This window comes from Rhizobium sp. RU35A, from assembly GCF_900156005.1.
GTDB lineage: Bacteria > Pseudomonadota > Alphaproteobacteria > Rhizobiales > Rhizobiaceae > Neorhizobium > Neorhizobium straminoryzae.
The window spans coordinates 731,089-755,934 of the sequence record NZ_FTMR01000001.1; the positions used below are offsets into that span (position 1 = coordinate 731,089).

Consider the following 24,846-nt stretch of genomic DNA (forward strand, 5'->3'; position numbering starts at 1 on the left):
GCATCAGCCCTGGCGACGGGAGCGCTCCCAAACCGTCCAGCCGGCGAGAAGCACCGCAAGGATCACGAGGTTCGCCACGATGCCGAGACCGATCTTCTCCGGCATGCTGCCCGGCTGCGTGGCGGCTGTGGTGATGGTGAGAAGGATGGCGATGAAGACGACGCCCATTGCCAGCGGCGCGGCCATGCCCATCGCGGCCCGCGTTCTGAGCGCCGTCATCAGCAGGAAGAAGATCAGGCCAATGCGGAAGGGATCGAGGAGTTGCGAGGTCAGAATGTCCAGCATGGCAAAAATCCTCCGGTCAATGCTGCGCATGGTTCCCATAAACAACCGCAGGGAGCAAGAGAGCCGCCCGGCCCGCACGGCATTCTGAAACGAGGAAAGCCGGCGGGTTGCCCCACCGGCCTTCTGGAGAACGCAACGTGCTGACGGATCAGGCGAGCGTGTAGGCGGTCTTCACCACGGTGAAGAACTCGGCCGCATACTTGCCCTGTTCGCGCGGACCGAAGGAAGAGGCCTTGCGGCCACCGAACGGAACGTGGAAATCGACACCGGCGGTCGGCAGGTTGACCATCACCATGCCGGCTTCCGAATTCCGCTTGAAATGCGTGGCATGCTTCAGGCTGGTCGTGGCAATGCCGGCCGAAAGGCCGAAGGGCGTATCATTGGCAACGGCCAGCGCTTCCTCGTAATCCTTGACCCGGATGACAGCAGCCACCGGCCCGAAGATTTCCTCGCGGGAAATGCGCATCTGGTTGGTCGCTTCCGTGAAGAGGGTCGGCTGCAGGTAGAAACCGGGCGTCTCGCGCTCGACACATTCGCCGCCAAAGGCCAGCTTCGCGCCTTCCTTCTTGCCGATCTCGATGTAATCGCAATCCTGCTTCAGCTGCTTTTCATCGACGACCGGGCCGATATGCGTGCCGTCCTTCAGGGCGTGGTCGACATTGAGCTTGCCGAGGCGTTCGGTGAGGGCGGCGACAAACTTGTCGTGGATGCCTTCCGTGACGATGATGCGCGAGGACGCGGTGCAGCGCTGGCCGGTAGAGAAGAAACCGGAATTGGCGGCGGCTTCCACGGCCACGGACAGATCCGCATCGTCCAGCACGACCATCGGGTTCTTGCCGCCCATTTCCAGCTGGAACTTGCGGTTATGCTCGATGGAGGCGAGCGCCACGCGCTTGCCGGTGCCGGTGGAGCCGGTAAAGGTGATGCCGGCGAGATCCGGGCTGTCGAGCATGGCCTGGCCCACGACCGAGCCGCGGCCCATCACGAGGTTCAGCACGCCCTTCGGCAGGCCGGCGCGGTGCAGGATATCGACGATCGCCCAGGAGCAGCCGGGCACCAGATCTGCCGGCTTGAAAACCACCGTATTGCCGTAGGCGAGCGCCGGCGCGATCTTCCAGGCCGGGATGGCGATCGGGAAATTCCACGGTGTGATGATGCCGATCGGTCCGAGCGGCTCGCGGGTGATCTCCACACCGATGTTGGGACGGGCAGACGGCAGAACCTCACCAGCCAGACGCAGGGTTTCACCAGCGAAGAAGTCAAAAATCTGCGCGGCACGGATCGTCTCGCCGATGCCTTCCGGCAACGTCTTGCCCTCTTCGCGCGACAGCAGGCGACCAAGCTCTTCCTTGCGTGCCAGAATCTCGTCGGCGGTCTTCTTCAGGATGGCGTGACGCTCCAGGATGCCCGAGCGCGACCAGGCGGGGAAGGCCGCCTTGGCCGCAGCAATGGCGGTCTTGGCATCTTCGGCGCTGGCCTGGGCGTAGAGACCAACGACGTCCTTGGTATCGGACGGGTTGATGTTTTCCGATGTCGAACTGCCGACCCATTCGCCGGCGATCAGGTTGTGGTGGATGGTCATCGAGCCTCCCTCTGGCGTTCATGCGCCGTTCTGAAAATCACGAAAGAAAATATGCAAGGCGCACGCAATGTCACGCCTTCGCCGCGGACATGCAACCCAATCCGCTGCCTGCGCGCCACCATACTTATATTACGTCTGTCCGCAAGACATATGACAGGTTTTGACGGCTGCATTTATGATCCCGGCCCCGTCCGACGGGGCCAACGAAATTGGGCAAAAAAATTGCCGATTTCTGCATGTTAACAGCGAGATAACATGAAAGTTTCGCAAACCGACAGGCTGCTTGTGAAATTTTATTTTATGAAACCTCTTGCTCATTTTCGAAAACCGCGTAGATTGCACTCATCGAACTTGGTTGTGACTTTGTCCACGAGCGGACCGCTCTGTCAGATTTCCCTTCAAATATCGATCCTCGGCCGGGGTCCGGTCAGGAAACCTCAACGATTTGAAAAGGAGATCGTTATGAACAGTGGCACCGTAAAGTGGTTCAACAGCACCAAGGGTTTTGGTTTTATTCAGCCGGATAACGGCGGCCAGGACGTTTTCGTCCATATCTCGGCCGTTGAGCGCGCTGGTCTGCGCGGCCTGACCGATGGTCAGAAGATCCGCTACGACATCGTCCAGGACAAGCGCTCGGGCAAGAGCTCGGCTGACAACCTGATCGCTGCGTGATTGTCATTCACCGGCCCCGACCACGGATGTACTGGCGGTTGATCGGAAAATGACGGGAGAGGTCGGGGTAACGCCCGGCCTTTTTGTTTTGCGCATTCCCTTTCTTGCGCAGTGCGGAGGCCCCCATGCGAGGTCCACGTTATGCCGTTGGATGCCGGGTGGTGCTCAAAGACCTGCCAGGCCCCGGCGGATCGCCGGTTTCCGGCCATATTTCTGCGATGCTGCCCTCCACCAACGGGCACATCCAATACCGAATTCGGCTGGAGAACGAAGCGTTCGAGCGCCGCATCATCGAGACGGACATCGATGCCGAGCAATCGGACCGTCCGATACCGGAAGAAGCCGCCGTCCTTCCCGCCAAGGGAACCTCCTGGTTGAACCCGCAGCGGATCAAGGTCGGCAAGTAGACAACACGAACATTGCACATCAGCCAGCCATGGCGTGCAAAAGGAGATGTTTTGCAGGTTCTAGTTCGAGACAACAATGTCGACCAGGCCCTTCGGGTGCTGAAGAAGAAGTTGCAGCGGGAAGGCGTTTTCCGCGAAATGAAGGCGCGCAGCGCCTACGAAAAGCCCTCCGAGCGTCGCGCCCGCGAAAAGTCGGAAGCCATTCGTCGCCAGCGCAAGCTGGCCCGCAAGAAGATGCAGCGCGAGGGCCTGCTGCCCGCGCCGAAGAAGGCCGCTCCCCGCGGTCGCGGCTGATCAGCCGTTCCAGAGCGTTTCCGCCCCATCGGGCAGGAAACGCCCTCTCCCGCAACGGCGCACCGCGCCGGAAGTGACTGCACAGGCAGTCACGCGGCCCCTCCTCCCAACAGCAAAGGGCAGAACCATGCCGGATGACGCAAGGGAAACCCGCAGCAGACCATCGGCGCGTGACCGCGCCGCTGCCACAGACCAGTCCGCCCGGGCGATCATTTCCGCCGAGGCCGAGGCCAGACTGAAGAAGACCGAAAAGCTGAAAGCGCTCCGGCTGGAACAACAGGCCGATGCAGAACCTGCGCCAAAGCCCGCCGCGGGCCGCCGTAAACGGCCTGACTGACGCCGAGATCGGCACAGCCCGAACTGCGAATGAACATGCCGCCGCCGATCCGCTCGAAGACAGCTTCAGCGCAGGCTTCGCGCAGCCACGATCATTCAGACCGCTTCTCATCCCTCCTGTCGGGAGCCGTTCTCAGCGGGCGATACCGGCTGAGAGGGCACCGCATTCGGGCGAATGACGGGCGTATCGCCAACCGGCGGCGCGGGCGTCACGATGTCCTTATCTCCAACGGGAGGCGGCGTCAGTACGCCGTTGCAGTCGGAGAGAGAGTTTCGTCCACCGGCATCGGAGCCTTGCCCGTTCGGTGCCGCGGGGGCCGGCGCCGTACAATCACCGTGGCCTGTGGCATCCTTCGTCTGCTGCGCCGCGGCCATCGAACCGAAGAGACACAGCGCTGCGGCAAGGGCCACGAATACGGCACGGAATCGGCCTTTTCCCGGGCGCGGCAGGTTGCGCCGGACGCGGGCGGCCTCTCCCCTCGGATCTGTCCTGTGATGCGGCATGGGTCACCTCCTTTGCGAGGCGAACCCGCAAGGAGGGGAGGATGTTCCCCCATTTCAATGGCAAAGGATCGGATGCTGCAATCGATCAGGGCCGCGGCACGAAACTCTCCCGCACCACGATTTCCGGCACCACCCGCTCGCGCCCCGGCTCGCCATCCGGATCGGCCAGGCGTCGCTCCAGGAGATCGACGGCGCGCTGCGCCATCACGACGGGGTCCTGCCGGAAGGTGGTCAGGCCGTAATTCAGCCAGGCGGCCTGCGGCACGTCATCGAAGCCGATGACGGCGAGATCCTCGGGAATGCGGAGATTGCCCTCGCGCCGCACCACGTCCATCACCCCGAAGGCGATCAGATCGTTGGCGCAGAAGACCGCATCCGGCCGCTCGCTTTCCGCCAGAAGGGCGCGGCCCGCCATCACGCCGCCTTCGTAATCGGAATCGGCCCCGTGGGCGATCGCAACGCTCTGACCGTGATATTCGACCTCCGCCACGAAGGCGATCTGCCGCTCGAGGATCGACGGGGTCGCCGAATGCGATCCGGCAAAGGCAAGCCGCCGCCGTCCGGCACGGATCAACAGACGCGCTGCCTCGATGGAGGCTTCCGCATTGCCGGCATGCACATGGTCGGCATCCGGTTCCGAACGGCCGATCATCACCACCGGCTGTCCGTTGCGCTTGGCAAGCTCGAAGAAACTGGCCGGCGGAGAGCCGGACAGAATGATGGTCGCTTCGGCCCGGTGGCCGATCAGCGTCTTCTGGGCGGCCAGCAGTTCCTCTTCCGTCTGCCCGGTATTGATGAGGATCGGCACGCTGCCGCGGCGGATCAGCGCCTTGGCAAGTGCTGCGGTCAGATAGGCGCGAAAACCCACTTCCGGCTTGGTTGCCACAATGCCGACCAGCCGGCTCTGGTTGTTCAACACGCCGCGCGCCAGATCGTTGACGTGGTAGCCAAGCTCCTCGGCCGCCCGTAGCACCTTTTCACGGGTGGCGGGGGCGACGCTCGCACCGGGCGTGAAGGTGCGCGACACCGCCGAGCGCGACACGCCGGCGCGGCGGGCCACCTGTTCGGCGCTCACGAAGCGCATCCGGTTGGAAGGGGTCTTTCCGTCTTTCATCGCAAGCCTCACCGTCCGACACGAGAGAGAACGTCGGCCTTCAGGAAGCGCTCGACGATCAGCATGAAGATCAGGGATGGCACCAGAAGCAGCAGCGCCGTGATGGATGCAACCTGATAGTTGCCGCCGGAGCCTGCCGTGTAAAGCAGCAGCGGCAGCATGTTCACATCCGGCGCGCCGACGAAATAGCTGCCGGTGAATTCGTCCAGGGATTCGAGAAACACGAAGATCGCGCTCGCCATCAGGCCGGGTGCGGCAAGCGGCAAGGTGATGTCGCGGAAGGTGCGTATGGCACCGGCGCCCAGGCTGCGGGCCGCCTGTTCCAGTTCCACATCGATCGCCGAGAAGGCGGCGGTGGCAATCCACACCGCATAGACAAGGCCGTGCGAGACATGCACCAGAACCACGCCGGCAATCGTGCCGTTGAGGTGGATTTCATAGAAAAGCCGCGCCACGTTGACGTAGACGGTGAGGTTCGGAAAAGCCTGCGGGATGAGGAAGGCGAGCAGGATGAGGCTACGCAGCGGCAGCTTCAGTCGCGCCAGCGCATAACCGGCGGGAATGGCGAAGGCGAGCGAGACGATCACCGTCAGCACCGCCACCGTCAGCGAATTGCCGAGCGATTGCAGCGCGCCGCCGCGCGGCGCAAACACACGCGCCCAGGCGGAGAAACCGTATTCCAGCGGCAGCGCATGCGGAAAATACCACTTCTCCGTGACGGTCCATAAAGCCATGTTGAACAGCGGGCCGAAGATGAGGAAGGCCATCAGGCCGAAGATCAGGCCGCGCGGCAGCCACCAGAGAACGGAAAGGTTCAAACGCAGGGCCGCCATCACGCGCGCTCCTTGAGGCTGATCCGGAGATAGATCCAGGCGACCGACGAGGCGAGCACCAGCGAAATGAGGCCAAGCGCATTGGCGACGCCGTAATCGCCATAGGCGTTGACGCGGAACGCAATGTCGGCGGTCAGCATGGTGGGCGACTGGGCATTGATCATCAGCGGCACCGAGAGAACCGACATCATGGTGACGAAGGAGAGGATCAGGCCGACAGCAAGCGTCGCGGTGACCTGCGGCACGATGATCTCGACCAGAACGCGCAGCCGCGACGCGCCGAGATTGACGGCCGCCTCGATGCCCTCGCGATTGACCGAGGCCATGGCGCCGGCCACCAAGAGGGCGACGAAGGGCGTCTGCTTCCAGACGAAGGCGATCACGATGCCGCGCCAGTCGAGAAAGCTCATCGCATCGATCGGCGTCATCAGGCCAAGGCTGATCGCGGTATTGTTCATCATGCCGTTCTTGGCGAGAAAGGTTCGCAGGATCTGGCCAACGACGATGAAGGGAATGAACATCGGCCAGCGATAGAGCCAGCGCAGGATCGTCACGGCCACGGGATGGGCGCCGAGCGTCAGATAGCCGCCGATTGCGATCGCGCCGAACCCGATCAGTGCCGTGGAGAGGCTGACGATACCGACGCTGAACAGGATGTCGTTCAGATAGAGATCGAAGGCCTTGGCAAAGTTTCCCAGTCCCCAGCCGCCATTCAGCTGAAAGGCGCCGACCGCCGACATGACGAGCGGCAGGATGAACAGCAGCGCAATGACCGCAAGCGCCGGCATGACGAGCAGAAGGCCGAGGAGACGTCTGGGCATGGGGGAACCCGTCACAGATGGTTGGTCGAACTTTTCGAACGCGGCAGCACCGGCCGCCAGTCATCCCCCTCCGGCCGGCGGGCCGGAGGGGGTCTTTAGCGAACCGGAAAAGCTTACTTCACCGACTTCTCATAGGCTTCCAGGATCGCATTGTTGTAGGGCGCGATCGGGAAGGGCTTGCCCTTGGAGGCGAGATCTTCCGGCGAGATGTCGACGAACAGCTTGTTCCAGGTGGCGCCGTCCAGCTCGGCCTTGACGTGCTGGGCGTCGATGCCCGGATACCAGTTGAAGCGCTTCACGATGCCTTCGGCCTGCACCTTCGGGCTGGTGGCGAGTGCCACGAACTTCTCGGCCAGATCCTTGTGGGCGGTCTTTTCCGGGATCACGTAGTGCATGGGCTGGCCCGGCATGCCCGGTGCCGGCAGAAAGAGCTTCATGTCCGGCGGCAGGCGGCCATCGGCCTTCCAGCTGTAGAACATGTCAACCCAGACCGGACCCATGGCGATTTCGCCGCGCGACAGAAGATCGAGCGTACCGGCATTGCCGGGGGTCAGCGTCGCATTGGTGGTGAAGTCGGCAAGGCTCTTCAGCGCCTTGTCCCACTTCTTGGTGTCCTCTTCCTTGAAGGGGCCGTTCATCAGCGTGGTGGCATCGCCCTCGCCGAAGGCATAGATCCAGCCCATGACGAAGCTGACGCCGGACGCGCCACCCTTGATGCCGTTATAGCCGAACTGCTTCGGATGGGCCTTCGCCCATTCGACGATTTCGGCATAGCTCTTCGGCGGATTGGCGACGAGCGTCGGGTTGTAGGCAACGGCCGTCTGGCTGTTGAACATCGGCATGACATAGCCGTCGACATTGGTGCCGAGCGCCATCTTCGCGTTGTCGCGCGTCACCAGCTTGCCGGTGTCGATGTCGCCGCGATACTTGGCGAGATAGCCCTTGGTGACCATCGGGCCGACGAACTTCTCGTGAACGACGGCAACGTCGGTATCCCACTTGTCGGCCTTGGCGCCAGCCTGCGCATCGAAGCGCTCGAGGATCTTCTGCGAGCCGGCATCGCCGGGGCCGGTGCCGACGGCGCGCACCGTGTTGCCCGGATAGGTCTTCTCGAACAGCGGGCCGAGATACTGGTTGATGTAGTCAACCATGTTCTGGTCGCCCGCGGTGGCGACCGTCAGTTCCTCGGCATGCACGGGCATGGCAACGAGGGCTGCGGCGAAGGCGGCGTAGGACAATGTCTTCATGGGTCTTCTCCGGATGTGTCGGGAAAGGAAGTCAGGCATCGGTTTTCACGCCCGAGAGGCGGGAAAGGGAGGAGGCGGAGGCAGGCTCCGCCAAATTGAACAGGAAGAGCGCATCGGCCCCCACATGCACGGCCACGCGCTCGCCCGGCTGGCAGGCACGCGGCGCATCGGCCAGAATCTCATGGGCGCCGGTGCGCACCACATGGCGCCAGTGGCCGCCGGGATAGGTGACCGCCAGAACCTCGCCCCGGAAGGTCATGCCGTCTTCGGGCGTAGCGGTATCGAGCGTGGCAAGAATGCGTGCCGCTTCCGGCCGGAACCGGGCCTCGACGGCGCCGGACGCGAGCGAGCGTCCGTCAAGCGGCACACCACCGGCGGCATGGACGGCGCCAGGCGAGAGCACGAAGCGATCCCCGACGACGAAGCCGTCGAGCTTCAGCAGATTTTCGGCGCCCATGAAGGCGGCGACGAAGGGCGAGGCCGGGCGGTTGTAGACCTCTTCGGGCCTCCCCTGCTGGGCAATGCGGCCGGCATCCAGAATGACGATGCGGTCCGCCATCACCATGGCTTCCTCGCGGTCATGGGTGACGTGGATCGCGGTGATGCCAAGCCGCTGCTGCAGGGCACGCAGTTCATGGCGCACCGTCAGGCGGATGCGCGCATCAAGGTTGGACAAGGGCTCATCAAGCAGCAGGATCTCCGGATCGATGACGAGGGCACGACCCAGCGCCACGCGCTGCCGCTGCCCACCGGACAGTGCCTGCGGCTTGCGGCCACCCAGCCCCTGAAGGCCGAGCAGCGACTGCATGGCCGACACCTTCGCCGCGATGTCGGCGCGCGGCACCCCCTTCAGCTTCAGGCCATAGGCAATGTTTTCGTCCACCGTCATGTGCGGCCACAGCGCATAGGACTGGAAAACCAGCGCCATGCCGCGCTTGTCCGGCGGCAAGTGGGTGATATCGCGTGCACCGATGTGTACACTGCCTGACGAGGGCGCGTTGAAGCCGGCAAGGGTGCGCAACAGCGTGGTCTTGCCGCAGCCGGACGAGCCAAGCAGCGCCACGAATTCACCGGCACGGATCGACAGATTGATATCCTTGAGCACCTGCGTTGCGCCGTACCGGGACGCAATGCCGTTCAGCTCCAGATAACCCGATCCACTCATGTTCGCACTCTCCTTGCACAGCTGTGCAGCTACTGGAGAGTGTCTTAGGACCTGTTTCTAACAGACAGATGACAGACGGGAACCTTGAGGATTTTTTCGCCGTCGGAGAGGGGGCTCAGGTGAGGAAGGAGAAGCAGTCCGTGAGGCCGGGCGCACACGCCACGATGCCACCGCCCTGCGCCAGAAGGCTTGGAACGGGTGCCATCGCCACATGGGCACCGGCCTCGCGGGCAATCAGCGCCCCGGCCAGCATGTCCCAGCTGTTCAGGTGGCGCTCGTAATAGAGATCAGCGACGCCTTCGGCGACCCGGACAAGACCGATCGCAGCCGCACCCATACGCCGGTAATCGACACCGAGGTCGTGCAATCGGCGCGAGATGGCCAGATAATCCTCGAAGCTTGTGCGCCGGCTGTGGCCGATCATCGCCATGGCCGCAGTGGGATCCCGCGTGGCTGCGGCCCGGATCGGCGCTCCCTCTTTGAAAGCACCCGCACCCGCAATCGCATGAAAAACACAGTCCTGCGTAGCATCATAGATCACCCCGAGACGGATCGCATCGGCCTCGACATAGGCAATCGACACGCCCCAGTGACGGAAACCGCGAATATAGTTGGTGGTGCCGTCGATCGGATCGACCACCCACATGCCGCCGCTGCCCGCCTCAGTGCCGCCCTCCTCGCCCAGGAAGCCATCACCGGCGAACGCACCGACCAGCGAGGCGCGAATTTCCGCCTCGGCGCGGCGATCCACCGCCGTCACGAAATCCTGCGGCCCCTTGTTCTCCACAGACAGCGACAGCGGATCGTTCTCGGCCCGATGGCGCGCCGCCCATCGCCCGACCTGACGGGCAATATCGATGGCAACCCGTGCACGCGCCTCGAACGGGTTTGCATGCGGCAGGCTGTCCGTCATGGGGATCTACGCTTTCCGTCTGTATTCACTTGCCCGCCACCGGCGGCAGCCGGAGGCGGGACTGTGCGATTCGCGCTGAAATTTCCAGGGGGTTATCGCCTCATCGATCACGCAGACGCAAGCCTTGCGGCCACCGGGTGGGAAGAAGATTGCGCTTCGCCCTGAGGTCCAACGGTTTTCGCCGAGAAAACGGAACCAACCACGTGCAGGAATGTTGTCCTGCACGTTAAAAGGAAGGCGACACCATGACGACTGATCACGCAAGCGATCGCGTCCGCGCGGAAATGCTCGAACTCATTCCCGCCCTGCGATCCTTCGCCCGGCGGCTCGACCGCAGCCCCAGCAATGTTGACGATCTGGTACAGGAGACGCTGATGCGCGCGCTTGCCAATCTCGACAAGTTCCAGGAGGGAACCAGCCTCAAATCCTGGCTGTTCACCATCCTTCGCAACACCTTCTGCACCCGCTTCGGGCTTGCCAAGCGCGAGATCGTCGGGCTCGATGATTGCGCCTCGGCGCGGCCGACGGTGAATGCGCCGCAAGAATGGGCGGTACGCGCCCAGGAATTCCACCGGGCCTTCCTCGATCTCCCCCGGCATTACCGCGACGCGGTCGACATCATCCTGATCCAGGGCCAGAGCTACGAGGTGGCGGCCGAACGGTGCGGCTGCCCGGTCGGCACGATCAAGAGCCGCGTCAACCGCGCGCGTGCGCAGCTGGCGCAGCAGCTGGACTGATTCGTCCGCAGGCGCTGCCAGCCCGGTCGTCGCCCCTCCCGCCTTTTTCAGCGCCCTCCGCAGGCTGTTGCCGTGGGGGGATGTTGACGCGTTGGACGGGCGCGCGACACCCGAAGGCAATGCGCGCTCCATGTGCGGGTGCCCCTATTGTGTGATGGCGTGCGGGCTCGGCTGACCGGGTGCATCCGCCGCCGTCTGCGTGGCGGGACGCGAGGCCAGCACCGCGATGAGGGCGAGCAGCACGAGGGCAGCGAGGATGATCCAGCGGTTTCGTGTCATGCGATGATCTCCGATCGCGTCGGCAGGTTTCCGGAAAGGATGCCGGCGGCGCGGGGCCGCCGGCGGGCAAACGTCACATCTGTTCGGTCTGGGCGCCGCTATCCGGGCGTGCCGGGCCGAGATCCGGCTTCTGGCCCAGCGGCTTCATCGGCATGGCGGCGAACCGGCCCTTGCCATCGATGGATTCCCCTTCCGACCAGCGACCGGCAAGCGGCTCGACACCGGCCTCCTGGAAGCCGAGGAAGGCATAGGAGAACTCCTGGTTTTCCAGATCCTGCGGAAAGCTGTTGGGGATGGGGAACACGCCCTGGGGACCGCCCAGTTCCTCCAGCGCCGCCAGCCACTGGTTCTGGTGCATGGTGTCGCGGGCGATCAGGAAGGAGAGCATGTCCTTCATGCCGGCATCATTGGTCATGTTGTAGAGACGCACGGCGAGCGTGCGGCCGGTCGCTTCGGCGGCAACATTGGCGGTCATGTCGGCGGCGATGTTGCCACTGGCATAGACATGCGACATGTCGAACGGCACGCCGTCGCTATCCACCGGCATGGCCGACAGGCCGGACGACAGGATGTTCTTCATGTTGATGCCGCCGAGCACCATGCTGGAGACCGGATCGGCCGCAACGGCCTCCTTTTCCGACAGCGGCGCGCCTTCCAGATTGAGCGCGACGGCGGTTGCCAGCATTTCGATATGGCCGAGCTCTTCCGTGGCCGTGTTCATCAGCATGTCGCGGAACTTGCTGTTGCCACGCGCGCCGCAGGCCTGGAAGAAATACTGCATGGCGACGCGGATCTCGCCCTCGATGCCGCCGATCGCCTGCTGCAGGGCCCGCGCGAACAGGGGATCTGCCTTCTCCACCCGAACCGGATATTGAAGCTTGCCATCCGTATAGAACATGTCTCTCTCCTTGAGGTTGGATCGGCAGCCCAACCGTAGGAGGTGAGAGAAGTTCCTTTTTTCCTGGGAGGCCTTTGGCAGGCGCGTCCTGCTGCCCAGCGATCAGGCCGCCCGCTCGGCTCCGATCAGCCGCGGCGAGACTTCCGTCTCGAAACTCTTCAGCGCCGCGCCGATGGCCTGATGCATGTCGAGATAGCGATAGGTGCCGAGGCGGCCGCCGAAGATTACCCCCGTCTCCTCTTCCGCCAGCTTGCGATAGGCGAGATAGGTACGCCGGTCCTCCAGTGTATCCACGGGATAGTAGGGTTCGTCGGCGCGGGTGGCGAAGCGGGAATATTCGCGCACGATCACCGTGCGGTCGGCGGGATAGTCGCGTTCCGGGTTGAAATGCCGGAATTCGAGGATGCGGGTATAGGGCACATCCTCGTCGGCATAGTTCATCACCGCCGTGCCCTGGAAATCGCCGACCGGCAGCACCTCCTCCTGGAAGTCGATGGTGCGCCATTTCAACTCCCCGGCGCGGTAATCGAAATAGCGGTCGATCGGGCCCGTATAGACCACCGTCTTGTCGGAGGGGATCGCCTGGCGCACCGCAAAGTAATCGGTGGCAAGCTGTACGTCGATCAGCGGATTGTCGAGCATCCGCGTAAAGATCGCGGTGTAGCCATCCACCGGCAGGCCTTCGTAAGGATCGTTGAAGTAGCGGTTGTCGAAGTTGTAGCGCACGGGCAGCCGCGTGATGATCGATTCCGGCAGGTCGCGCGGATCGGTCTGCCACTGCTTGGCGGTATAGCCGCGAATGAAGGCCTCGTAGAGCGGACGGCCGATCAGCGAGATGGCCTTTTCCTCGAGATTGCGCGGCACCCTGCCCTCCAGCTCAGCCGCCTGCGCGGCGATCAGCGCCCGCGCCTCATCCGGCGAAAACTGCCGGCCGAAGAACTGGCAGATCGTGCCGAGATTGATCGGCATGGCAAAGACCTGGTTGCGATAGCTGGTGAAGACGCGGTGGCGATAATCGGTGAAGCGGGTGAAGCGGGACAGATAATCCCACACCGTCCTGTTCGGCGTGTGGAACAGGTGAGCGCCATATTTGTGCACCTCGATGCCTGTCTGCCGGTCGTTTTCGCTATAGGCATTGCCGCCGATATGGGAACGGCGGTCGATGATCAGCACCCGCTTGCCGAGCTGATTGGCCGCCCGCTCCGCCACCGTTGCCCCGAAGAAACCGGCACCGACGATGATGAGATCATAATCCTGGAAATTCATGGGGCGGCCCTCTTCCTGCCAGACGAAACGGTGGCGAGGAGCGCACACGCAAGGCCCCTCGTCGATCCGGTCTAGCCGCCCAGTCTTGAGCCGCCCTTGCGTGACGGGTGGACCACAGTTTTCGTTTGCGCGAGGCAGTGCCGAGAGGCATGGTCAGGCAAAAAGCGATGGACCAAGGGGCAAGGCAGACATCATGACGGCAGACGCGATCGTTCTCGGAGCGGGCATTATCGGGGTTTCCGCAGCCGTGCATCTTGCCCGCCGCGGCAAGAGCGTGGTGCTGGTGGACCGGCGCGGGCCTGGCGAGGAAACCTCCTTCGGCAATGCCGGCCTCATACAGCGCGAAGGCGTGGTGCCCTACGGCTTTCCGCAGGGCATTTCGATGCTGCTGCGCTATGCCATGAACAACCGTGTCGATGCGCATTACCATGCCGGCGCGCTTCCCTCCGTCGCCCGTTTCCTTGCCAGCTACTGGTGGAATTCGCATCCCGCCCGCCATGCCGCGATTGCGCGGGCCTATGCGCCGCTGATCGAACACTCAGTGCGCGAACATGACGATCTGATCCAGGCCGCCGATGCCGGCCATCTGATCCGCAAGCAGGGCTGGACGCAGGCTTTCCGCACGGCGGCAAAACGCGATGCGGAGATCGCCGAGGCCGAGCGGCTGAAGCGCGATTACGGCCTTGGCTTCCAGGCGCTCGATGCGGCGGGTCTTTCAGCGAAGGAACCGCATCTGAGCAGCGATTTCGTCGGGGCGCTGACCTGGACAGATCCCTGGTCGGTCACCGATCCGCATGCGCTGACGCTCGCCTATGCCGGCCTCCTGCAAAGGCTCGGCGGCCGCATCGTCCGCGGCGATGCCACGACCCTTGCCGCGACCGGCACCGGCTGGCGGATGAGTACCGCAGACGGCCCCGTCGAAGGCAGGGATGTGGTCGTGGCCCTCGGCCCCTGGTCCGACACGGTAACGGCGCCGCTCGGCTATCGCTTCCTGCTCGGCGTCAAGCGCGGCTATCACATGCATTACGGCATCAAGGACAACAAGCTCCTGAACGGCTGGACCGCCGACAGCGAGCGCGGCTATTTCCTCGCGCCGATGGACAGGGGCATCCGCCTGACGACCGGCGCCGAATTTGCCCTGCGCGATGCGCCGAAGACGCCGGTGCAATTGGATCGCGCCGAAGCCGTGGCCCGCAACATCTTCCCGCTCGGCGAGCGGCTCGATGCCGAACCCTGGATGGGCGCCCGCCCCTGCACGCCGGACATGATGCCGGTGATCGGCAAGGCGCCGCGCCACCAGGGCCTGTGGTTCGCCTTCGGCCATGCCCATCACGGCCTGACGCTGGGGCCGGTCACCGGCCGTCTGATCGCCGAGCAAATCTGCGGCGAGACCCCGTTCCTCGATGCGCGGGCCTGGCGCCCCGAACGCTTCCCCCTGTGACGGAGACGAACCCCATGCAGAGCGCCAATCCCGGCCACACCGCCTCCTGGTATGCCGCCTCCGCCAATGACACGCGCATCCGCCCGGTGCTGGAGGGCGAGGTGGAGGCCGATATCTGCATCATCGGCGCCGGCTTCACCGGGATTTCCGCGGCCCTGGACCTGTGCGAGCGCGGCTATTCGGTGGTGGTGCTGGAGGCGGAGCGCATCGGTTTCGGCGCCTCCGGCCGCAATGGCGGCCAGATCGTCAATGGCTACAGCCGCGACCTCGCCACCATCGCCGGCCGCTACGGCACCGAGAAGGCCGCAGCCCTCGGGCGCATGTCGCTGGAAGGCGCTGCCATCATCCGCGAGCGCGTCAGCCGTTACGGCATTGCCTGCGATCTTGTCGACGGCGGTTTCTTCGCCGCCTTCACCGACAAGCAGATGCGTGACATGGAAGCCCACAAGCGGGATTGGGAAAAACACGGCCATCCCGGCCTGGAGATGGTCACGCGCACGGAGTTGGGAACTTATGTCCGCACCGATCGCTATGCCGGCGGCATGATCGACCGGCTGGGCGGCCATATCCATCCGCTCAATCTGGTGCTGGGCGAGGCTGCGGCCGTGGAAGGCCTGGGCGGGCGGATTTTCGAAGGCTCGCGCGCCACTGCGCTGGAGGAAGGGGCGACGCAGACCGTGCGCACGCAAAAGGGAGCCGTCCGGGCACGTTACGTGCTGATCTGCGGCAATGCCTATCTGGCCCCGCAGTTTCCGGCGATCAGCGGACGCATGATGCCCGTCTCCAGCCAGGTGCTGACGACGGAGCCTCTGGCGGCGGATCTGGCCGAAGCGCTGCTGCCGGCCAATTACTGCGTGGAGGATGCCAACTACATTCTCGATTACTACCGCCGGACCGCCGACAACCGCATCCTCTATGGCGGCGGCATCGGCTATGGCGGGCGCGACCCGAAGGACATCGTGGCGGTGATCCGCCCGAACATGGTGAAGACGTTTCCGGCGCTCGCCGGCGTGAAGATCGATTTTGCATGGAGCGGCAATTTTGCCCTGACGCTGACGCGCATCCCGCATATGGGGCGCCTTGGCCCGAACGTCTATTTCTCGCATGGCGACAGCGGCCATGGCGTGACGACGACGCATCTTCTGGGAAAGATTCTCGGCGAAGCGGTGGCCGGCCATGCGGAGCGCTTCGACGTGTGGAGTTCGTTGCCGAACCTGCCCTTCCCGGGCGGCAAGACCTTCCGGGTGCCGCTGACCGTTCTCGGAGCCTGGTGGTACGGTTTGCGCGACCGGCTGGGGTTGTAGCCGGTCGCGCTCACCTTGACGGTCGTCCGCCGCGGCGACCGTCAAGGTGCATCATTCTGTATTCTGTATTGCCGTTGTCCGTTCGGGCGGGCGATGTTTCATCGAGCCCTGACATTGCCGTCCATCAGTGCGCCGGCCGCTGGCTTGCTTCCAGGAACACCCGCACCTGGTCACGCGTGGATCGCTTGAAGTCCTCGAGGATATGCTTGGCCTCGTCTGCCGGCGTCTTCAGCGTCAATCGCACGATGCTCACCGTCAGATGGCACATCATGAAGGTGGTGCGGTAATACTGCTCGTGCAGGCTCTCATCGATGAACTGTTCGGTGGCCATGGCAAACATGCCGGCCAGCCGCCGGGTTTCGGTGAGGTCCATGTCGGCCAGCATCTTGTCCGCCTGGATGGCATTCACCAGATCCTGGATCTGCGGATTGCTGTGGACGTAGAGGCAATAGAGATCGATCAGCGCATCGGTGGCCCGGTAGAGGTCATCAGCGACCCGGATATCGGCCAGCCCCGCCTGCATGAATTGCGTGATATTGGCCACATACCGCTCATAGAGCATGGCGATGATGGCCGACTTGTTCGGGAAATACTGGTAGACCGAGGCAATCGGACCGCCGGACAGAGCCGCAATTTCCTTCATCGTCACGGCATCGATGCCCTTCTGGCCGATGAGATCCATCGCCACCTTCAGAATTTCATCGATACGCTCGCGACTGCGCTCCTGCTTGGGAATGCGCCGCAGCACCGGCCGGGTGGCAACCTTGTTGGCATCTGGCATTTCGAACCTCAAACCATCCATCGTATTCCCCCTTCTGATGCGTGTCCCTTCCCCGGGCCACTCGGCGCCTCTGGCGCCCGCTTCTGTTCAGGGTTCCGGTGGAAAACCACACGGAACCTCTCCTCGCAAGACCGGACAGCCCCGCGCCGTCCCGCCATCTCCCTCGACCCTGGGGCCGCATCTCCCGCACCGTCACCGGTGTGAGCCGCTCTCCGCGGCGGAGATCGGGTCCGAAGACCCTTCCCCGCCCGCCGGAGGCTTCCGTTTCCGCGCCAGATCGCACCAAAATGCGACAAGGCACAAAGCCGCATGCATCTTGAAGCGCCCGCCCGGCACCCCAAAATCCTGATTAATCGCCACACCTTTAGTAAAAAGTATGACTGTTGAGAGGCCCCTCGAGAGCCAAACAATCCGACTACAACTTTTCACTGATGAACTTGTACATAGTCTAGGTTATCCATCAGTCTTCAAGTCTGTCTAGCGCCCTTCTCAACTCCGGGCATAATTCTTAATACTTCATGATCTACATTAGTTCAACGAAAATTAGGCCAGGATATCGGCTTTATCCGCCTGCATTGTCATGGGTGAAAATTTATAGTGATCTGAATTTGGACAAAATGAAGGGCATCAGCACCGACAGAAACAGCAATCTGAGAATGTGGTGCGTACCAACATAGGCCGGGTCCGCATGCATGATCACGGCCATGGCGGCCATGGTCTCAAGACCGCCGGGAGCAAAGGCAATCAGGGCCGCCCCGAGCGGCACGCCAAGAAGCCGGGAAATGCCGCCAGCAATGACCGCCGAGATGAACCCGACAAGTATTGTCACCGAAATACCTGCGGCAAAGGCATTGCGCAGGTCCTTCAGTCTGACGCCGGAGAAGCGGGTGCCGATCATGCCGCCGAGCACGACATAGACCGGGACCTGCAGCCAGAGCGGAATGCTGCCATGCACGAAACCGCCGAGATGCGCGAGGATGGAGACACCCATGCCGCCGACGAGGAGCGCGGCCGGCACCTTGAGACGCAGCAGCAGCATGCCGAGAGCTGCGGCCAGCAGGCCCATGGCAGCAAGCGGCACAAGGCCGGTCGCCTCGGGCAGCGTCACCGTGCCGGTACCGGTCGCACCGGAAAACTCCACGATCACGGGCACGAAGAGCGTGAGCGCCAGAACCCGTACGCTCTGGATGATGCTGATGCTGGCGAGGTCACCGCGCGTCTCAGCGGCAAGGCTGAGCACATAGCTCAGATGTCCCGGGCACGCAGCCAGGAGCGCCGTCAGCCGATCATAGCGGAAAAGGCGCTGCAGCATCAGCCAGGCGGACCACAGAAGGATGATGGACGTGACCAGCACCATCACGAAGCTGACGGGCCAGGCGCGCGCCGCCTGCAGAACCTCCGGCGTCACACTCGAGCCCATCGACAGGCCAACGACGAGAAAACACAGATTGCGCACCGGATGCGGGACGGCGACGGAGAGACCGGCCAGACTGCCAAACGTGACGAAAAGGGCAGGACCGATCAGGAAAGGCGCCGGCACGGACAGAAGGCTCATCACCGCCGCGCCGAGCGATCCAAGTGCAAGCGTCTGGCCGAAGGGAATAAGCGCGTTGAAATACATTGAATAAAAGCAATAATGACAAGAAAACCGCGCCGTTATCAGGCGCGGCAGTTCTCTATAGACGACGGTATCCGGTGCACCGGATTGGTATTCTTACGATGTCGCCCCTGCGGGAGGCAGGCGCGGCCGGTATACGCTTCAGGCTGCCGGTGCGGCCACCGGCTTGGCGGGCACATCCAGGCCCAGCAGAAAGTTGATCTGCGGCCGCGCCTTGACGAGATCGTCGATCGTATACTCCGCCAGCACATCGAAAAAGGCGCCGAGAGCCTTGCGCAGAGCCGAGTTGAGGCCACAGCTGTCCACCAGGGGACATTCCACCGCGCCATCCTCGAAACATTCCGCCATGGCAAAGCTGTCTTCGGTCACCTTGACGACGTCGAACAGGGTAATCTTGTCGGCGGCTCGACCCAGACGGATGCCGCCATTGCGGCCGCGCAGGGTTTCGACCAGTCCAGCCCTGGTCAGCGGCTGCAGGATCTTGAAAAGGAAGAGTTCGGAGACGCCGTAGGCCCTGGCAATCTCGGGGATCCGGCTGAGGTGACCATCATTGGCAGCGCAGTACATCAGCATGCGCACCGCGTAATTGGTCTGTTTCGTCAAACGCATGCCATTCTCCCTGCTTCAAGCCTAAGCGTTATATAAGCCCTCTGCCACTTTTGAACAATTCCAAATATGCATATTTTTCTCACCTTATCGTCTTTTCACATTCCTGTGAATTGACCCTGCAGATTAAATCATGAATTCGGATTTCAAGATAATCCGAAAAATGGGAGGTTTATGGATGAAACCCTATCTCGCCGCTTCTGTTGCCGCTTTCACAATGTTGATGGCCGGTGTTTCCGGTGCTGATGCCGCCGGCGAAGTGAACATCTATTCCTATCGCCAGCCGGAACTCATCCAGCCCCTTCTCGACGCCTTCACCAAGGAAACGGGCATCGACACCAACGTGCTGTTCCTCGACAAGGGGCTGGTGGAGCGAATCAAGGCCGAAGGCGCCAATTCACCGGCCGATATCATCCTGACGGTGGATATTGCCCGCCTGATGGAGGCCAAGGAAGGCGGTGTCGTGCAGCCGGTGACCGGCAATGCGACGATCAACAAGGACATTCCGTCCTCCTACCGCGATCCCGATGGCGACTGGTTCGGCCTCACGACCCGCGGTCGCGTGGTCTATGCCTCCAAGGATCGCGTCGCGCAGAACGACATCACCTATGAGGAACTGGCCGATCCGAAGTGGAAGGGCAAGATCTGCATCCGTGACGGCCAGCACGCCTATAATGTCGCGCTGTTTGCCTCGATGGTCGCCCATCATGGCGCAGACTACACGGAAAAGTGGCTGACGGGCCTGAAGAACAATCTGGCCCGCAAGCCCGACGGCAACGACCGCAGCCAGGCCAAGTCCATCATGGCCGGTGAATGCGACATCGCGCTTGGCAACACCTATTATGTCGGCCTGATGATGACCAACGATCAGGCACCGGAAGAGAAGGAATGGGCGAAGTCCATCAAGGTTCTCTTCCCGAACGCTGCCGATCGCGGCACGCATGTCAACATTTCCGGCATGGCGCTGGCCAAGAATGCGCCGAACAAGGAGAATGCGCTGAAGCTGATGGAATTCCTGGCTTCCGGCGAAGCACAGAAGATCTATGCCGAACAGGTCTTCGAATATCCGGTGATGCCAGGCGCCGAACCCTCGGCGATTGTCAAATCCTTCGGCCCGATCAAGCCGGACACGTTGCCGCTGATCGACATCGCCAAGAACCGCAAGACCGCCTCCGAACTGGTGGACAAGGTCGGCTTCAATGAAGGCCCCTCGAAGTAAGCCAAGTGCGTCAGCAGCATGAGATAAAAACGGAAAGGCCGGGCGCAAGACCCGGCCTTTCGCATAGGTGTCGAGAGAACAGTGCTTACTTCATCGTCGGCATGACGAATTCGGCACCGTCCTTGATGCCGGACGGCCAGCGCGAGGTGACCGTCTTGGTGCGGGTCCAGAACTTGATGGAATCCGTGCCGTGCTGGTTGAGGTCGCCGAAGGACGAAGCCTTCCAGCCACCGAACGAGTGATAGGCAAGCGGAACCGGGATCGGAACGTTGACGCCGACCATGCCGATGTTGATGCGGCTGGCGAAATCGCGGGCGGCATCGCCGTCACGGGTGTAGATCGCAACGCCATTGCCATATTCGTGCTTCATCGGCAGCGCGAGGGCTTCCTCGTAGTTTTTGGCGCGGACGACCGAGAGGACGGGGCCGAAGATTTCCGTCTTGTAGATGTCCATGTCCGGCGTCACGTTGTCGAACAGGCAGCCGCCGACGAAATAGCCGTTCTCATAGCCCTGCAGCTTGAAATCGCGGCCATCGACCACGAGCTTGGCCCCGGCTTCAACGCCGCTGTCGATCAGGCCGAGAATGCGATCGCGCGCTTCCTTGGTGACGACAGGGCCCATATCGGCCTTCTCGTCGGTATAGGGGCCGATGCGCAGGCTTTCCACCATCGGTGTCAGCTTTTCGATCAGGCGGTTGGCGGTTTCCTCGCCGACCGGGACGGCAACGGAGATCGCCATGCAGCGCTCGCCGGCCGAACCGTAGCCGGCGCCCATCAGCGCGTTGGCGGCCTGGTCGAGATCGGCATCCGGCATGATGATCATGTGGTTCTTGGCGCCACCGAAGCACTGGGCGCGCTTGCCGTTCATGGCGGCCGTGCCATAGACGTAGCGGGCGATCGGGGTCGAGCCGACGAAGGAGATCGCACCGATATCCTGATGCGTCAGCAGGCCGTCGACAGCCGACTTGTCGCCGTTGACGACGTTGAGGATGCCGGCCGGAAGGCCTGCCTCGATCATCAGTTCGGCAAGACGGATCGGAACGGACGGATCGCGCTCGGACGGCTTCAGGATGAAGGCATTGCCGCAGGCGATCGCCGGCGCAAACATCCACATCGGGATCATCGCCGGGAAGTTGAAGGGCGTAATGCCCGCGCCGATGCCGACCGGCTGGCGGATCGAATACATGTCGATGTTCGGGCCGGCGCCTTCGGTGAACTCGCTCTTCGACAGATGCGGGATGCCGATCACGAATTCGCAGACTTCGAGACCGCGCACGATGTCGCCTTTGGCATCCTCGATGGTCTTGCCATGCTCGCGCGACAGGATCTGCGCCAGTTCGTCCATGTTCTTGTTAAGCAGTTCGACGAACTTGATGAACACGCGGGCGCGGCGCTGCGGGTTGGTGGCCGCCCACTTCGGCTGGGCAGCCTTGGCGCTCTCGACGGCAGCGTTGAGTTCGGCGGCGCTGGCCAGCGAAACCTCGCCCTGCACTTCGCCGGTGGCCGGGTTGAAGATGGACTGGCTGCGGCCGGACGTGCCGGGCACGTGCTTGCCATCGATGAAATGACCGATCTGGTACATGGGTGTCCTCCAGGTTTTGTGTGGCCGTAGTATGCGCTTTAATTTGCACAAGACAACGCGATGATTTACGCATCCGTTGTGCATGAATTGATGTCCATTGACGGATTGATGTTGCCGTCAGGCCCTGCGGTCGTAGAGTTTCCCGGCGCAGGGACATCGGCCGAGGGAAAGTCCCGGAAGGAGCGCCATGCCCATGTCGTCGCATGACAACCGCCATGACGGGAAACGGGGTAGAGGACAAAAGGGACAGGGCGGAGAATAGCGGATGGACTGGGACAATGTGCGCATCTTCCTCGCCGTCGCGCGCGAGGGACAGTTGCTGGCGGCTTCGCGGCGCCTGGGCTTGAACCATGCGACGCTTGGCCGGCGGATCAATGCGCTGGAAGATAGCTTGCGCACCCGGCTCTTGATCCGCAAGCCGAACGGCTGCGAGCTGACGGCGGAGGGACATGCCTTTCTGGAATCGGCCGAACGCATCGAGGCGGAAATGCTGGCGGCGCAGGCACGTACCGGCCAGGTGAACGCGCCAATCGAAGGCACGGTGCGGATCGGGGCGCCGGACGGTTTTGGCGTGTCGTTCCTCGCGCCACGGCTTGGCCAGTTGACGCAGCGGCATCCGAACCTGCGCATCCAGCTGGTGCCGGTACCGCGCGCCTTCTCGCTCTCGCAGCGTGAGGCCGATATCGCGATCACGGTGGAGCGGCCCGCGCAGGGGCGCCTCGTCTGCTCGAAACTCACCGATTACACGCTCGGCCTCTATGCCTCGCGCGATTATCTTGCCCGCAACGGCGAGCCAGCCACGCTGGAGCAACTGAGACTGCATCCCCGCATCGGCTATGTGGAGGACCTCATCTTCTCGCCGCAGCTGAACTTTACCGGAGAGGTGATGCGCGACTGGGATGCAAGCTTCGAGATTTCGAGCGCCATCGGCCAGACGGAAGCGGTGCGCACCGGCGCCGGCATCGGCATCCTGCATGATTACATCGCCCGCCGCGTGCCGGAACTCGCCCGCGTGCTGCCGGACATCACCATCCGCCGCGCCTACTGGACGAGCTATCACGAGAGCCTGCGCGACCTGATGCGCATCCGCGCCGTCGTCTCCTTCCTGCAGGAAGCGGTCGGCGAGGCGCGCTCCATATTCACCTGAGAAGGTAGACGGCCACGCATGATGCAGCCGGAAGGCTCACCCCTTCAGCGCCGCCTCCACAAGGGCCTCGACCGGCTCATCGGCTTTCAGATGCCGCCAGTCCGTTACCTGCGGCAGCCGGTCCAGTTGCCGAGCCAGCACGTCGACGGTGGCATCCGAGGGGCCGGGCGCCCGCTCGCGCACCCGCCGGTGCAGCGTCGCCGTATCCGCTGCCAGCCAGATGCCTGTGAAGCGCGCCTGCGCGGCATGGGCGGCGTCTGCCATGCGCGCACGATTTTCCGGCTTGTCGAACACGGCATCGGCAACCACGCAGGCGCCCGCCGAGAGCAGCACGCCCGCCCGCAGCGCAATCTCGCGATAGACCTCCTGCGACACGTCCGGCGCATAGGCCGCCTGCGGCAGGCGGGTTTCGGCCGGCACATCGAACAGGGATTTGCGGATGCGGTCGCTTTCCAGAAGGCGGGCTCCGGGCGGCACGCCAAGGCGCGGGGCCAGACGGTCCGCCACCGTCGTCTTGCCGGAACCGCTCAGGCCGCCGATCGCGACCAGCCGCGGCGGCTCGGTGGCCAGCAGGGCATCCGCCAATGCGAAATAGGAGCGTGCCTCGCGCACCAGCGCCTCGGACGGCCCCCAGCTTTCCGCCACCTGGGTGGCCGTGACATGCGCCCTGACCGCCGCACGGATCGCCATCAGGAAGGGCAGAAGCACGACGCCGTCATCTTCTTCCGCATCGTCCAGATAGCGGTTCATCGTCAGGTTGGCGAGATCGGCAAAACCGCGATGCCAGAGATCCATCAGCAGGAAGGCGAGATCATAGAGAACGTCGGTCGTTGCCAGTTCGGCATTGAATTCGATGCAATCGAACAGCCGCGGCTCGTCCTCGAGCAGGCAGATGTTGCGCAGGTGCAGATCGCCATGGCAACGCCGCACCTTGCCCGCCGCCGCCCGCCGGTCGAGGCGGTCGGCATGGCGCAGAAGATGAGAGCGGAAACGGGCCGAGAGACGTTCGACTTCATCGGCGGAAAAGACCCGGCTGGTGGCAAAGCCCGCCTCGTTGATCGACAGCACATCGCCGATCCGCCGGGTACCGGCCACGTCGCCGGATACGGGCGCCGTGCGGTGGACGCGGGCAATCATCCGCGCCGTCTGCGTAATCAACGCCGGCGTGAGCCGTCCGGCCACCGCCATGCGGTCAAACAGGCGGTCCTGATCGAAGCGGGCCATCTCGATCAGCGCATCGACGAGCCGCCCCTCCCCGCCAAGCCGCAGAGCGCCCGCCTCGTCGCGGGTGACGCGATGCACGCCACGATAAAGGCCGGGCGCCGTCAGACTGTTCAGCGCCACCTCCGACTCGCAGGCCGAAAGCCGAAAGTCGGGGGTGGAGAAGTCGAGATAGGGCAGCTGCACCGCCCGCTTGAGCTTGAAGGCGCTTTTGCCGGCCAGCGCGATCAAAGAAATATGCGTCTCGATCAGCGTGACGGGTTCGGCGCTGCCGAACGGACCGCCCTCGGACAGGAAGGCCCGGATCTCCTGCTGGTCATCCACGATCATGCTGGCTGGCCCTCCTTGTCGCCCCGTTTCCCATTGTCCGCAGCGGTCCCCTGAGCACACGCCCGCGCAACAGCCACTGCCCGACAACGGTGATGAACCGCACAGGTTGCAGAGCAGAACAGCGGGATCAGGCTAGAAGCGAGCGGGCACCCTGCGCCTTGACATGCCGCAAGCGAAAAACAAAACAGCACATACACGCAGAGGCTGCGCAATGACAAAAGCAAGGTTTCGAGGGATCATCGGA

The 24,846-nt window shown here is 63.2% G+C and carries 25 protein-coding genes; 9 read left to right on the top strand and 16 right to left on the bottom strand.

Going from position 1 to position 24,846, the window contains the following annotated elements:
* Nucleotides 1-3: 3 nt before the first annotated feature.
* Both F3H95_RS03740 and F3H95_RS03745 read right to left on the bottom strand, forming a co-directional pair.
* The gene (locus tag F3H95_RS03740; RefSeq protein WP_143126438.1) at nt 4-285 is read right to left on the bottom strand and encodes a hypothetical protein; all 282 of its coding nucleotides are present in this window, start codon (nt 283-285) and stop codon (nt 4-6) included.
* Nucleotides 286-433: 148 nt separating this feature from the next.
* Nucleotides 434-1,867: an aldehyde dehydrogenase family protein gene (locus F3H95_RS03745; protein WP_143126439.1), complete on the bottom strand. Its 1,434-nt coding sequence runs from the start codon at nt 1,865-1,867 to the stop codon at nt 434-436.
* A gap of 462 nt (nt 1,868-2,329) precedes the next feature.
* On the opposite strand from F3H95_RS03745, the gene F3H95_RS03750 reads away from it, so the two are divergent.
* From F3H95_RS03750 to F3H95_RS03765, 4 genes are all read left to right on the top strand, one after another.
* The gene (locus F3H95_RS03750; RefSeq protein WP_143126440.1) at nt 2,330-2,539 is read left to right on the top strand and encodes a cold-shock protein; all 210 of its coding nucleotides are present in this window, start codon (nt 2,330-2,332) and stop codon (nt 2,537-2,539) included.
* A 161-nt stretch (nt 2,540-2,700) separates the two neighbouring features.
* Entirely contained in the window at nt 2,701-2,946 is a 246-nt protein-coding gene (locus F3H95_RS03755) for a cold-shock protein (protein WP_149744974.1), read from the top strand.
* 51 nt (nt 2,947-2,997) lie between these two features.
* Nucleotides 2,998-3,240 carry a 30S ribosomal protein S21 gene (gene rpsU / locus F3H95_RS03760; protein ID WP_143126442.1) on the top strand — a complete coding sequence of 81 codons (243 nt, stop codon included), beginning with the start codon at nt 2,998-3,000 and terminating at the stop codon, nt 3,238-3,240.
* Between the two features lie 127 nt (nt 3,241-3,367).
* Entirely contained in the window at nt 3,368-3,577 is a 210-nt protein-coding gene (locus F3H95_RS03765; protein WP_143126443.1) for a hypothetical protein, read from the top strand.
* A 588-nt stretch (nt 3,578-4,165) separates the two neighbouring features.
* Here the strand turns inward: F3H95_RS03765 and F3H95_RS03775 are convergent.
* The 6 genes from F3H95_RS03775 to F3H95_RS03800 all read right to left on the bottom strand — a co-directional run bounded on the left by F3H95_RS03775 (nt 4,166) and on the right by F3H95_RS03800 (nt 10,173).
* Nucleotides 4,166-5,194, bottom strand: a complete 1,029-nt coding sequence (locus F3H95_RS03775) for a LacI family DNA-binding transcriptional regulator (RefSeq protein WP_244617863.1) — start codon at nt 5,192-5,194, stop codon at nt 4,166-4,168.
* An 8-nt stretch (nt 5,195-5,202) separates the two neighbouring features.
* A complete protein-coding gene (locus F3H95_RS03780; protein ID WP_149744975.1) occupies nt 5,203-6,027 on the bottom strand; it encodes an ABC transporter permease subunit in 825 nt (274 codons plus the stop codon).
* Nucleotides 6,027-6,848, bottom strand: coding sequence for a sugar ABC transporter permease (locus tag F3H95_RS03785; RefSeq protein ID WP_143126445.1), 822 nt, complete (start codon nt 6,846-6,848; stop codon nt 6,027-6,029). Before F3H95_RS03785 ends, F3H95_RS03780 begins: the two co-directional genes overlap by 1 nt.
* Before the next feature lie 113 nt (nt 6,849-6,961).
* Entirely contained in the window at nt 6,962-8,095 is a 1,134-nt protein-coding gene (locus tag F3H95_RS03790) for an extracellular solute-binding protein (protein ID WP_143126446.1), read from the bottom strand.
* A gap of 31 nt (nt 8,096-8,126) precedes the next feature.
* Nucleotides 8,127-9,260: an ABC transporter ATP-binding protein gene (locus tag F3H95_RS03795; RefSeq protein ID WP_149744976.1), complete on the bottom strand. Its 1,134-nt coding sequence runs from the start codon at nt 9,258-9,260 to the stop codon at nt 8,127-8,129.
* A 115-nt stretch (nt 9,261-9,375) separates the two neighbouring features.
* Nucleotides 9,376-10,173 carry an inositol monophosphatase family protein gene (locus F3H95_RS03800; RefSeq protein ID WP_149744977.1) on the bottom strand — a complete coding sequence of 266 codons (798 nt, stop codon included), beginning with the start codon at nt 10,171-10,173 and terminating at the stop codon, nt 9,376-9,378.
* A gap of 245 nt (nt 10,174-10,418) precedes the next feature.
* On the opposite strand from F3H95_RS03800, the gene F3H95_RS03805 reads away from it, so the two are divergent.
* Nucleotides 10,419-10,910: a sigma-70 family RNA polymerase sigma factor gene (locus F3H95_RS03805; protein WP_149744978.1), complete on the top strand. Its 492-nt coding sequence runs from the start codon at nt 10,419-10,421 to the stop codon at nt 10,908-10,910.
* 144 nt (nt 10,911-11,054) lie between these two features.
* Here F3H95_RS03805 and F3H95_RS27615 read toward each other — a convergent pair whose 3' ends face one another.
* The 3 genes from F3H95_RS27615 to glf form a co-directional block, all read right to left on the bottom strand.
* Nucleotides 11,055-11,189: a hypothetical protein gene (locus F3H95_RS27615; RefSeq protein WP_280177824.1), complete on the bottom strand. Its 135-nt coding sequence runs from the start codon at nt 11,187-11,189 to the stop codon at nt 11,055-11,057.
* Nucleotides 11,190-11,262: 73 nt separating this feature from the next.
* Nucleotides 11,263-12,087, bottom strand: coding sequence for a manganese catalase family protein (locus F3H95_RS03810; RefSeq protein ID WP_143126450.1), 825 nt, complete (start codon nt 12,085-12,087; stop codon nt 11,263-11,265).
* A 102-nt stretch (nt 12,088-12,189) separates the two neighbouring features.
* Nucleotides 12,190-13,353 carry a UDP-galactopyranose mutase gene (gene glf, locus F3H95_RS03815; RefSeq protein WP_149744979.1) on the bottom strand — a complete coding sequence of 388 codons (1,164 nt, stop codon included), beginning with the start codon at nt 13,351-13,353 and terminating at the stop codon, nt 12,190-12,192.
* Between the two features lie 193 nt (nt 13,354-13,546).
* On the opposite strand from glf, the gene F3H95_RS03820 reads away from it, so the two are divergent.
* Together F3H95_RS03820 and F3H95_RS03825 are read left to right on the top strand one after the other, a co-directional pair.
* Nucleotides 13,547-14,794: an FAD-binding oxidoreductase gene (locus F3H95_RS03820; RefSeq protein ID WP_149744980.1), complete on the top strand. Its 1,248-nt coding sequence runs from the start codon at nt 13,547-13,549 to the stop codon at nt 14,792-14,794.
* Nucleotides 14,795-14,808: 14 nt separating this feature from the next.
* On the top strand, nt 14,809-16,098 hold the full coding sequence (locus F3H95_RS03825) for an FAD-binding oxidoreductase (RefSeq protein WP_149744981.1): 1,290 nt from the start codon (nt 14,809-14,811) through the stop codon (nt 16,096-16,098).
* A gap of 124 nt (nt 16,099-16,222) precedes the next feature.
* Here F3H95_RS03825 and F3H95_RS03830 read toward each other — a convergent pair whose 3' ends face one another.
* From F3H95_RS03830 to rirA, 3 genes are all read right to left on the bottom strand, one after another.
* A complete protein-coding gene (locus F3H95_RS03830; RefSeq protein ID WP_143126454.1) occupies nt 16,223-16,879 on the bottom strand; it encodes a TetR/AcrR family transcriptional regulator in 657 nt (218 codons plus the stop codon).
* A 592-nt stretch (nt 16,880-17,471) separates the two neighbouring features.
* Nucleotides 17,472-18,500: an AbrB family transcriptional regulator gene (locus F3H95_RS03835; RefSeq protein WP_149744982.1), complete on the bottom strand. Its 1,029-nt coding sequence runs from the start codon at nt 18,498-18,500 to the stop codon at nt 17,472-17,474.
* A gap of 138 nt (nt 18,501-18,638) precedes the next feature.
* Complete coding sequence (gene rirA, locus F3H95_RS03840; RefSeq protein ID WP_143126456.1) at nt 18,639-19,106, bottom strand: iron-responsive transcriptional regulator RirA; 468 nt, start codon at nt 19,104-19,106, stop codon at nt 18,639-18,641.
* 214 nt (nt 19,107-19,320) lie between these two features.
* Here rirA and F3H95_RS03845 point away from each other — a divergent pair, with 214 nt between their 5' ends.
* On the top strand, nt 19,321-20,322 hold the full coding sequence (locus F3H95_RS03845) for a Fe(3+) ABC transporter substrate-binding protein (protein WP_244617881.1): 1,002 nt from the start codon (nt 19,321-19,323) through the stop codon (nt 20,320-20,322).
* Between the two features lie 85 nt (nt 20,323-20,407).
* On the opposite strand, the gene F3H95_RS03850 is transcribed toward F3H95_RS03845, so the two are convergent.
* Nucleotides 20,408-21,904: a CoA-acylating methylmalonate-semialdehyde dehydrogenase gene (locus F3H95_RS03850; RefSeq protein ID WP_143126458.1), complete on the bottom strand. Its 1,497-nt coding sequence runs from the start codon at nt 21,902-21,904 to the stop codon at nt 20,408-20,410.
* Nucleotides 21,905-22,169: 265 nt separating this feature from the next.
* Between F3H95_RS03850 and F3H95_RS03855 the strand changes: the two genes are divergently transcribed.
* Nucleotides 22,170-23,051, top strand: a complete 882-nt coding sequence (locus tag F3H95_RS03855) for a LysR family transcriptional regulator (protein WP_143126459.1) — start codon at nt 22,170-22,172, stop codon at nt 23,049-23,051.
* Nucleotides 23,052-23,087: 36 nt separating this feature from the next.
* Here F3H95_RS03855 and F3H95_RS03860 read toward each other — a convergent pair whose 3' ends face one another.
* The gene (locus F3H95_RS03860; RefSeq protein WP_149744984.1) at nt 23,088-24,602 is read right to left on the bottom strand and encodes a bifunctional aminoglycoside phosphotransferase/ATP-binding protein; all 1,515 of its coding nucleotides are present in this window, start codon (nt 24,600-24,602) and stop codon (nt 23,088-23,090) included.
* Between the last annotated feature and the right edge of the window lie 244 nt (nt 24,603-24,846).

What these genes read in the sequence shown, in the direction of transcription:
- F3H95_RS03745 (WP_143126439.1), bottom strand. Translation starts at nt 1,867, where the DNA reads ATGACCATCCACCACAACCTGATCGCCGGCGAATGGGTCGGCAGTTCG.
- F3H95_RS03850 (WP_143126458.1), bottom strand. Translation starts at nt 21,904, where the DNA reads ATGTACCAGATCGGTCATTTCATCGATGGCAAGCACGTGCCCGGCACG.
- F3H95_RS03835 (WP_149744982.1), bottom strand. Translation starts at nt 18,500, where the DNA reads ATGTATTTCAACGCGCTTATTCCCTTCGGCCAGACGCTTGCACTTGGA.
- F3H95_RS03790 (WP_143126446.1), bottom strand. Translation starts at nt 8,095, where the DNA reads ATGAAGACATTGTCCTACGCCGCCTTCGCCGCAGCCCTCGTTGCCATG.
- F3H95_RS03740 (WP_143126438.1), bottom strand. Translation starts at nt 285, where the DNA reads ATGCTGGACATTCTGACCTCGCAACTCCTCGATCCCTTCCGCATTGGC.
- F3H95_RS03830 (WP_143126454.1), bottom strand. Translation starts at nt 16,879, where the DNA reads ATGCCAGATGCCAACAAGGTTGCCACCCGGCCGGTGCTGCGGCGCATT.
- F3H95_RS03795 (WP_149744976.1), bottom strand. Translation starts at nt 9,260, where the DNA reads ATGAGTGGATCGGGTTATCTGGAGCTGAACGGCATTGCGTCCCGGTAC.
- F3H95_RS03855 (WP_143126459.1), top strand. Translation starts at nt 22,170, where the DNA reads ATGGACTGGGACAATGTGCGCATCTTCCTCGCCGTCGCGCGCGAGGGA.
- F3H95_RS03800 (WP_149744977.1), bottom strand. Translation starts at nt 10,173, where the DNA reads ATGACGGACAGCCTGCCGCATGCAAACCCGTTCGAGGCGCGTGCACGG.
- F3H95_RS03780 (WP_149744975.1), bottom strand. Translation starts at nt 6,027, where the DNA reads ATGGCGGCCCTGCGTTTGAACCTTTCCGTTCTCTGGTGGCTGCCGCGC.
- F3H95_RS03775 (WP_244617863.1), bottom strand. Translation starts at nt 5,194, where the DNA reads ATGAAAGACGGAAAGACCCCTTCCAACCGGATGCGCTTCGTGAGCGCC.
- F3H95_RS03825 (WP_149744981.1), top strand. Translation starts at nt 14,809, where the DNA reads ATGCAGAGCGCCAATCCCGGCCACACCGCCTCCTGGTATGCCGCCTCC.
- F3H95_RS03845 (WP_244617881.1), top strand. Translation starts at nt 19,321, where the DNA reads ATGTTGATGGCCGGTGTTTCCGGTGCTGATGCCGCCGGCGAAGTGAAC.
- F3H95_RS03750 (WP_143126440.1), top strand. Translation starts at nt 2,330, where the DNA reads ATGAACAGTGGCACCGTAAAGTGGTTCAACAGCACCAAGGGTTTTGGT.
- F3H95_RS03820 (WP_149744980.1), top strand. Translation starts at nt 13,547, where the DNA reads ATGACGGCAGACGCGATCGTTCTCGGAGCGGGCATTATCGGGGTTTCC.
- F3H95_RS03860 (WP_149744984.1), bottom strand. Translation starts at nt 24,602, where the DNA reads ATGATCGTGGATGACCAGCAGGAGATCCGGGCCTTCCTGTCCGAGGGC.
- glf (WP_149744979.1), bottom strand. Translation starts at nt 13,353, where the DNA reads ATGAATTTCCAGGATTATGATCTCATCATCGTCGGTGCCGGTTTCTTC.
- rirA (WP_143126456.1), bottom strand. Translation starts at nt 19,106, where the DNA reads ATGCGTTTGACGAAACAGACCAATTACGCGGTGCGCATGCTGATGTAC.
- F3H95_RS03810 (WP_143126450.1), bottom strand. Translation starts at nt 12,087, where the DNA reads ATGTTCTATACGGATGGCAAGCTTCAATATCCGGTTCGGGTGGAGAAG.
- F3H95_RS03765 (WP_143126443.1), top strand. Translation starts at nt 3,368, where the DNA reads ATGCCGGATGACGCAAGGGAAACCCGCAGCAGACCATCGGCGCGTGAC.
- F3H95_RS27615 (WP_280177824.1), bottom strand. Translation starts at nt 11,189, where the DNA reads ATGACACGAAACCGCTGGATCATCCTCGCTGCCCTCGTGCTGCTCGCC.
- F3H95_RS03805 (WP_149744978.1), top strand. Translation starts at nt 10,419, where the DNA reads ATGACGACTGATCACGCAAGCGATCGCGTCCGCGCGGAAATGCTCGAA.
- F3H95_RS03785 (WP_143126445.1), bottom strand. Translation starts at nt 6,848, where the DNA reads ATGCCCAGACGTCTCCTCGGCCTTCTGCTCGTCATGCCGGCGCTTGCG.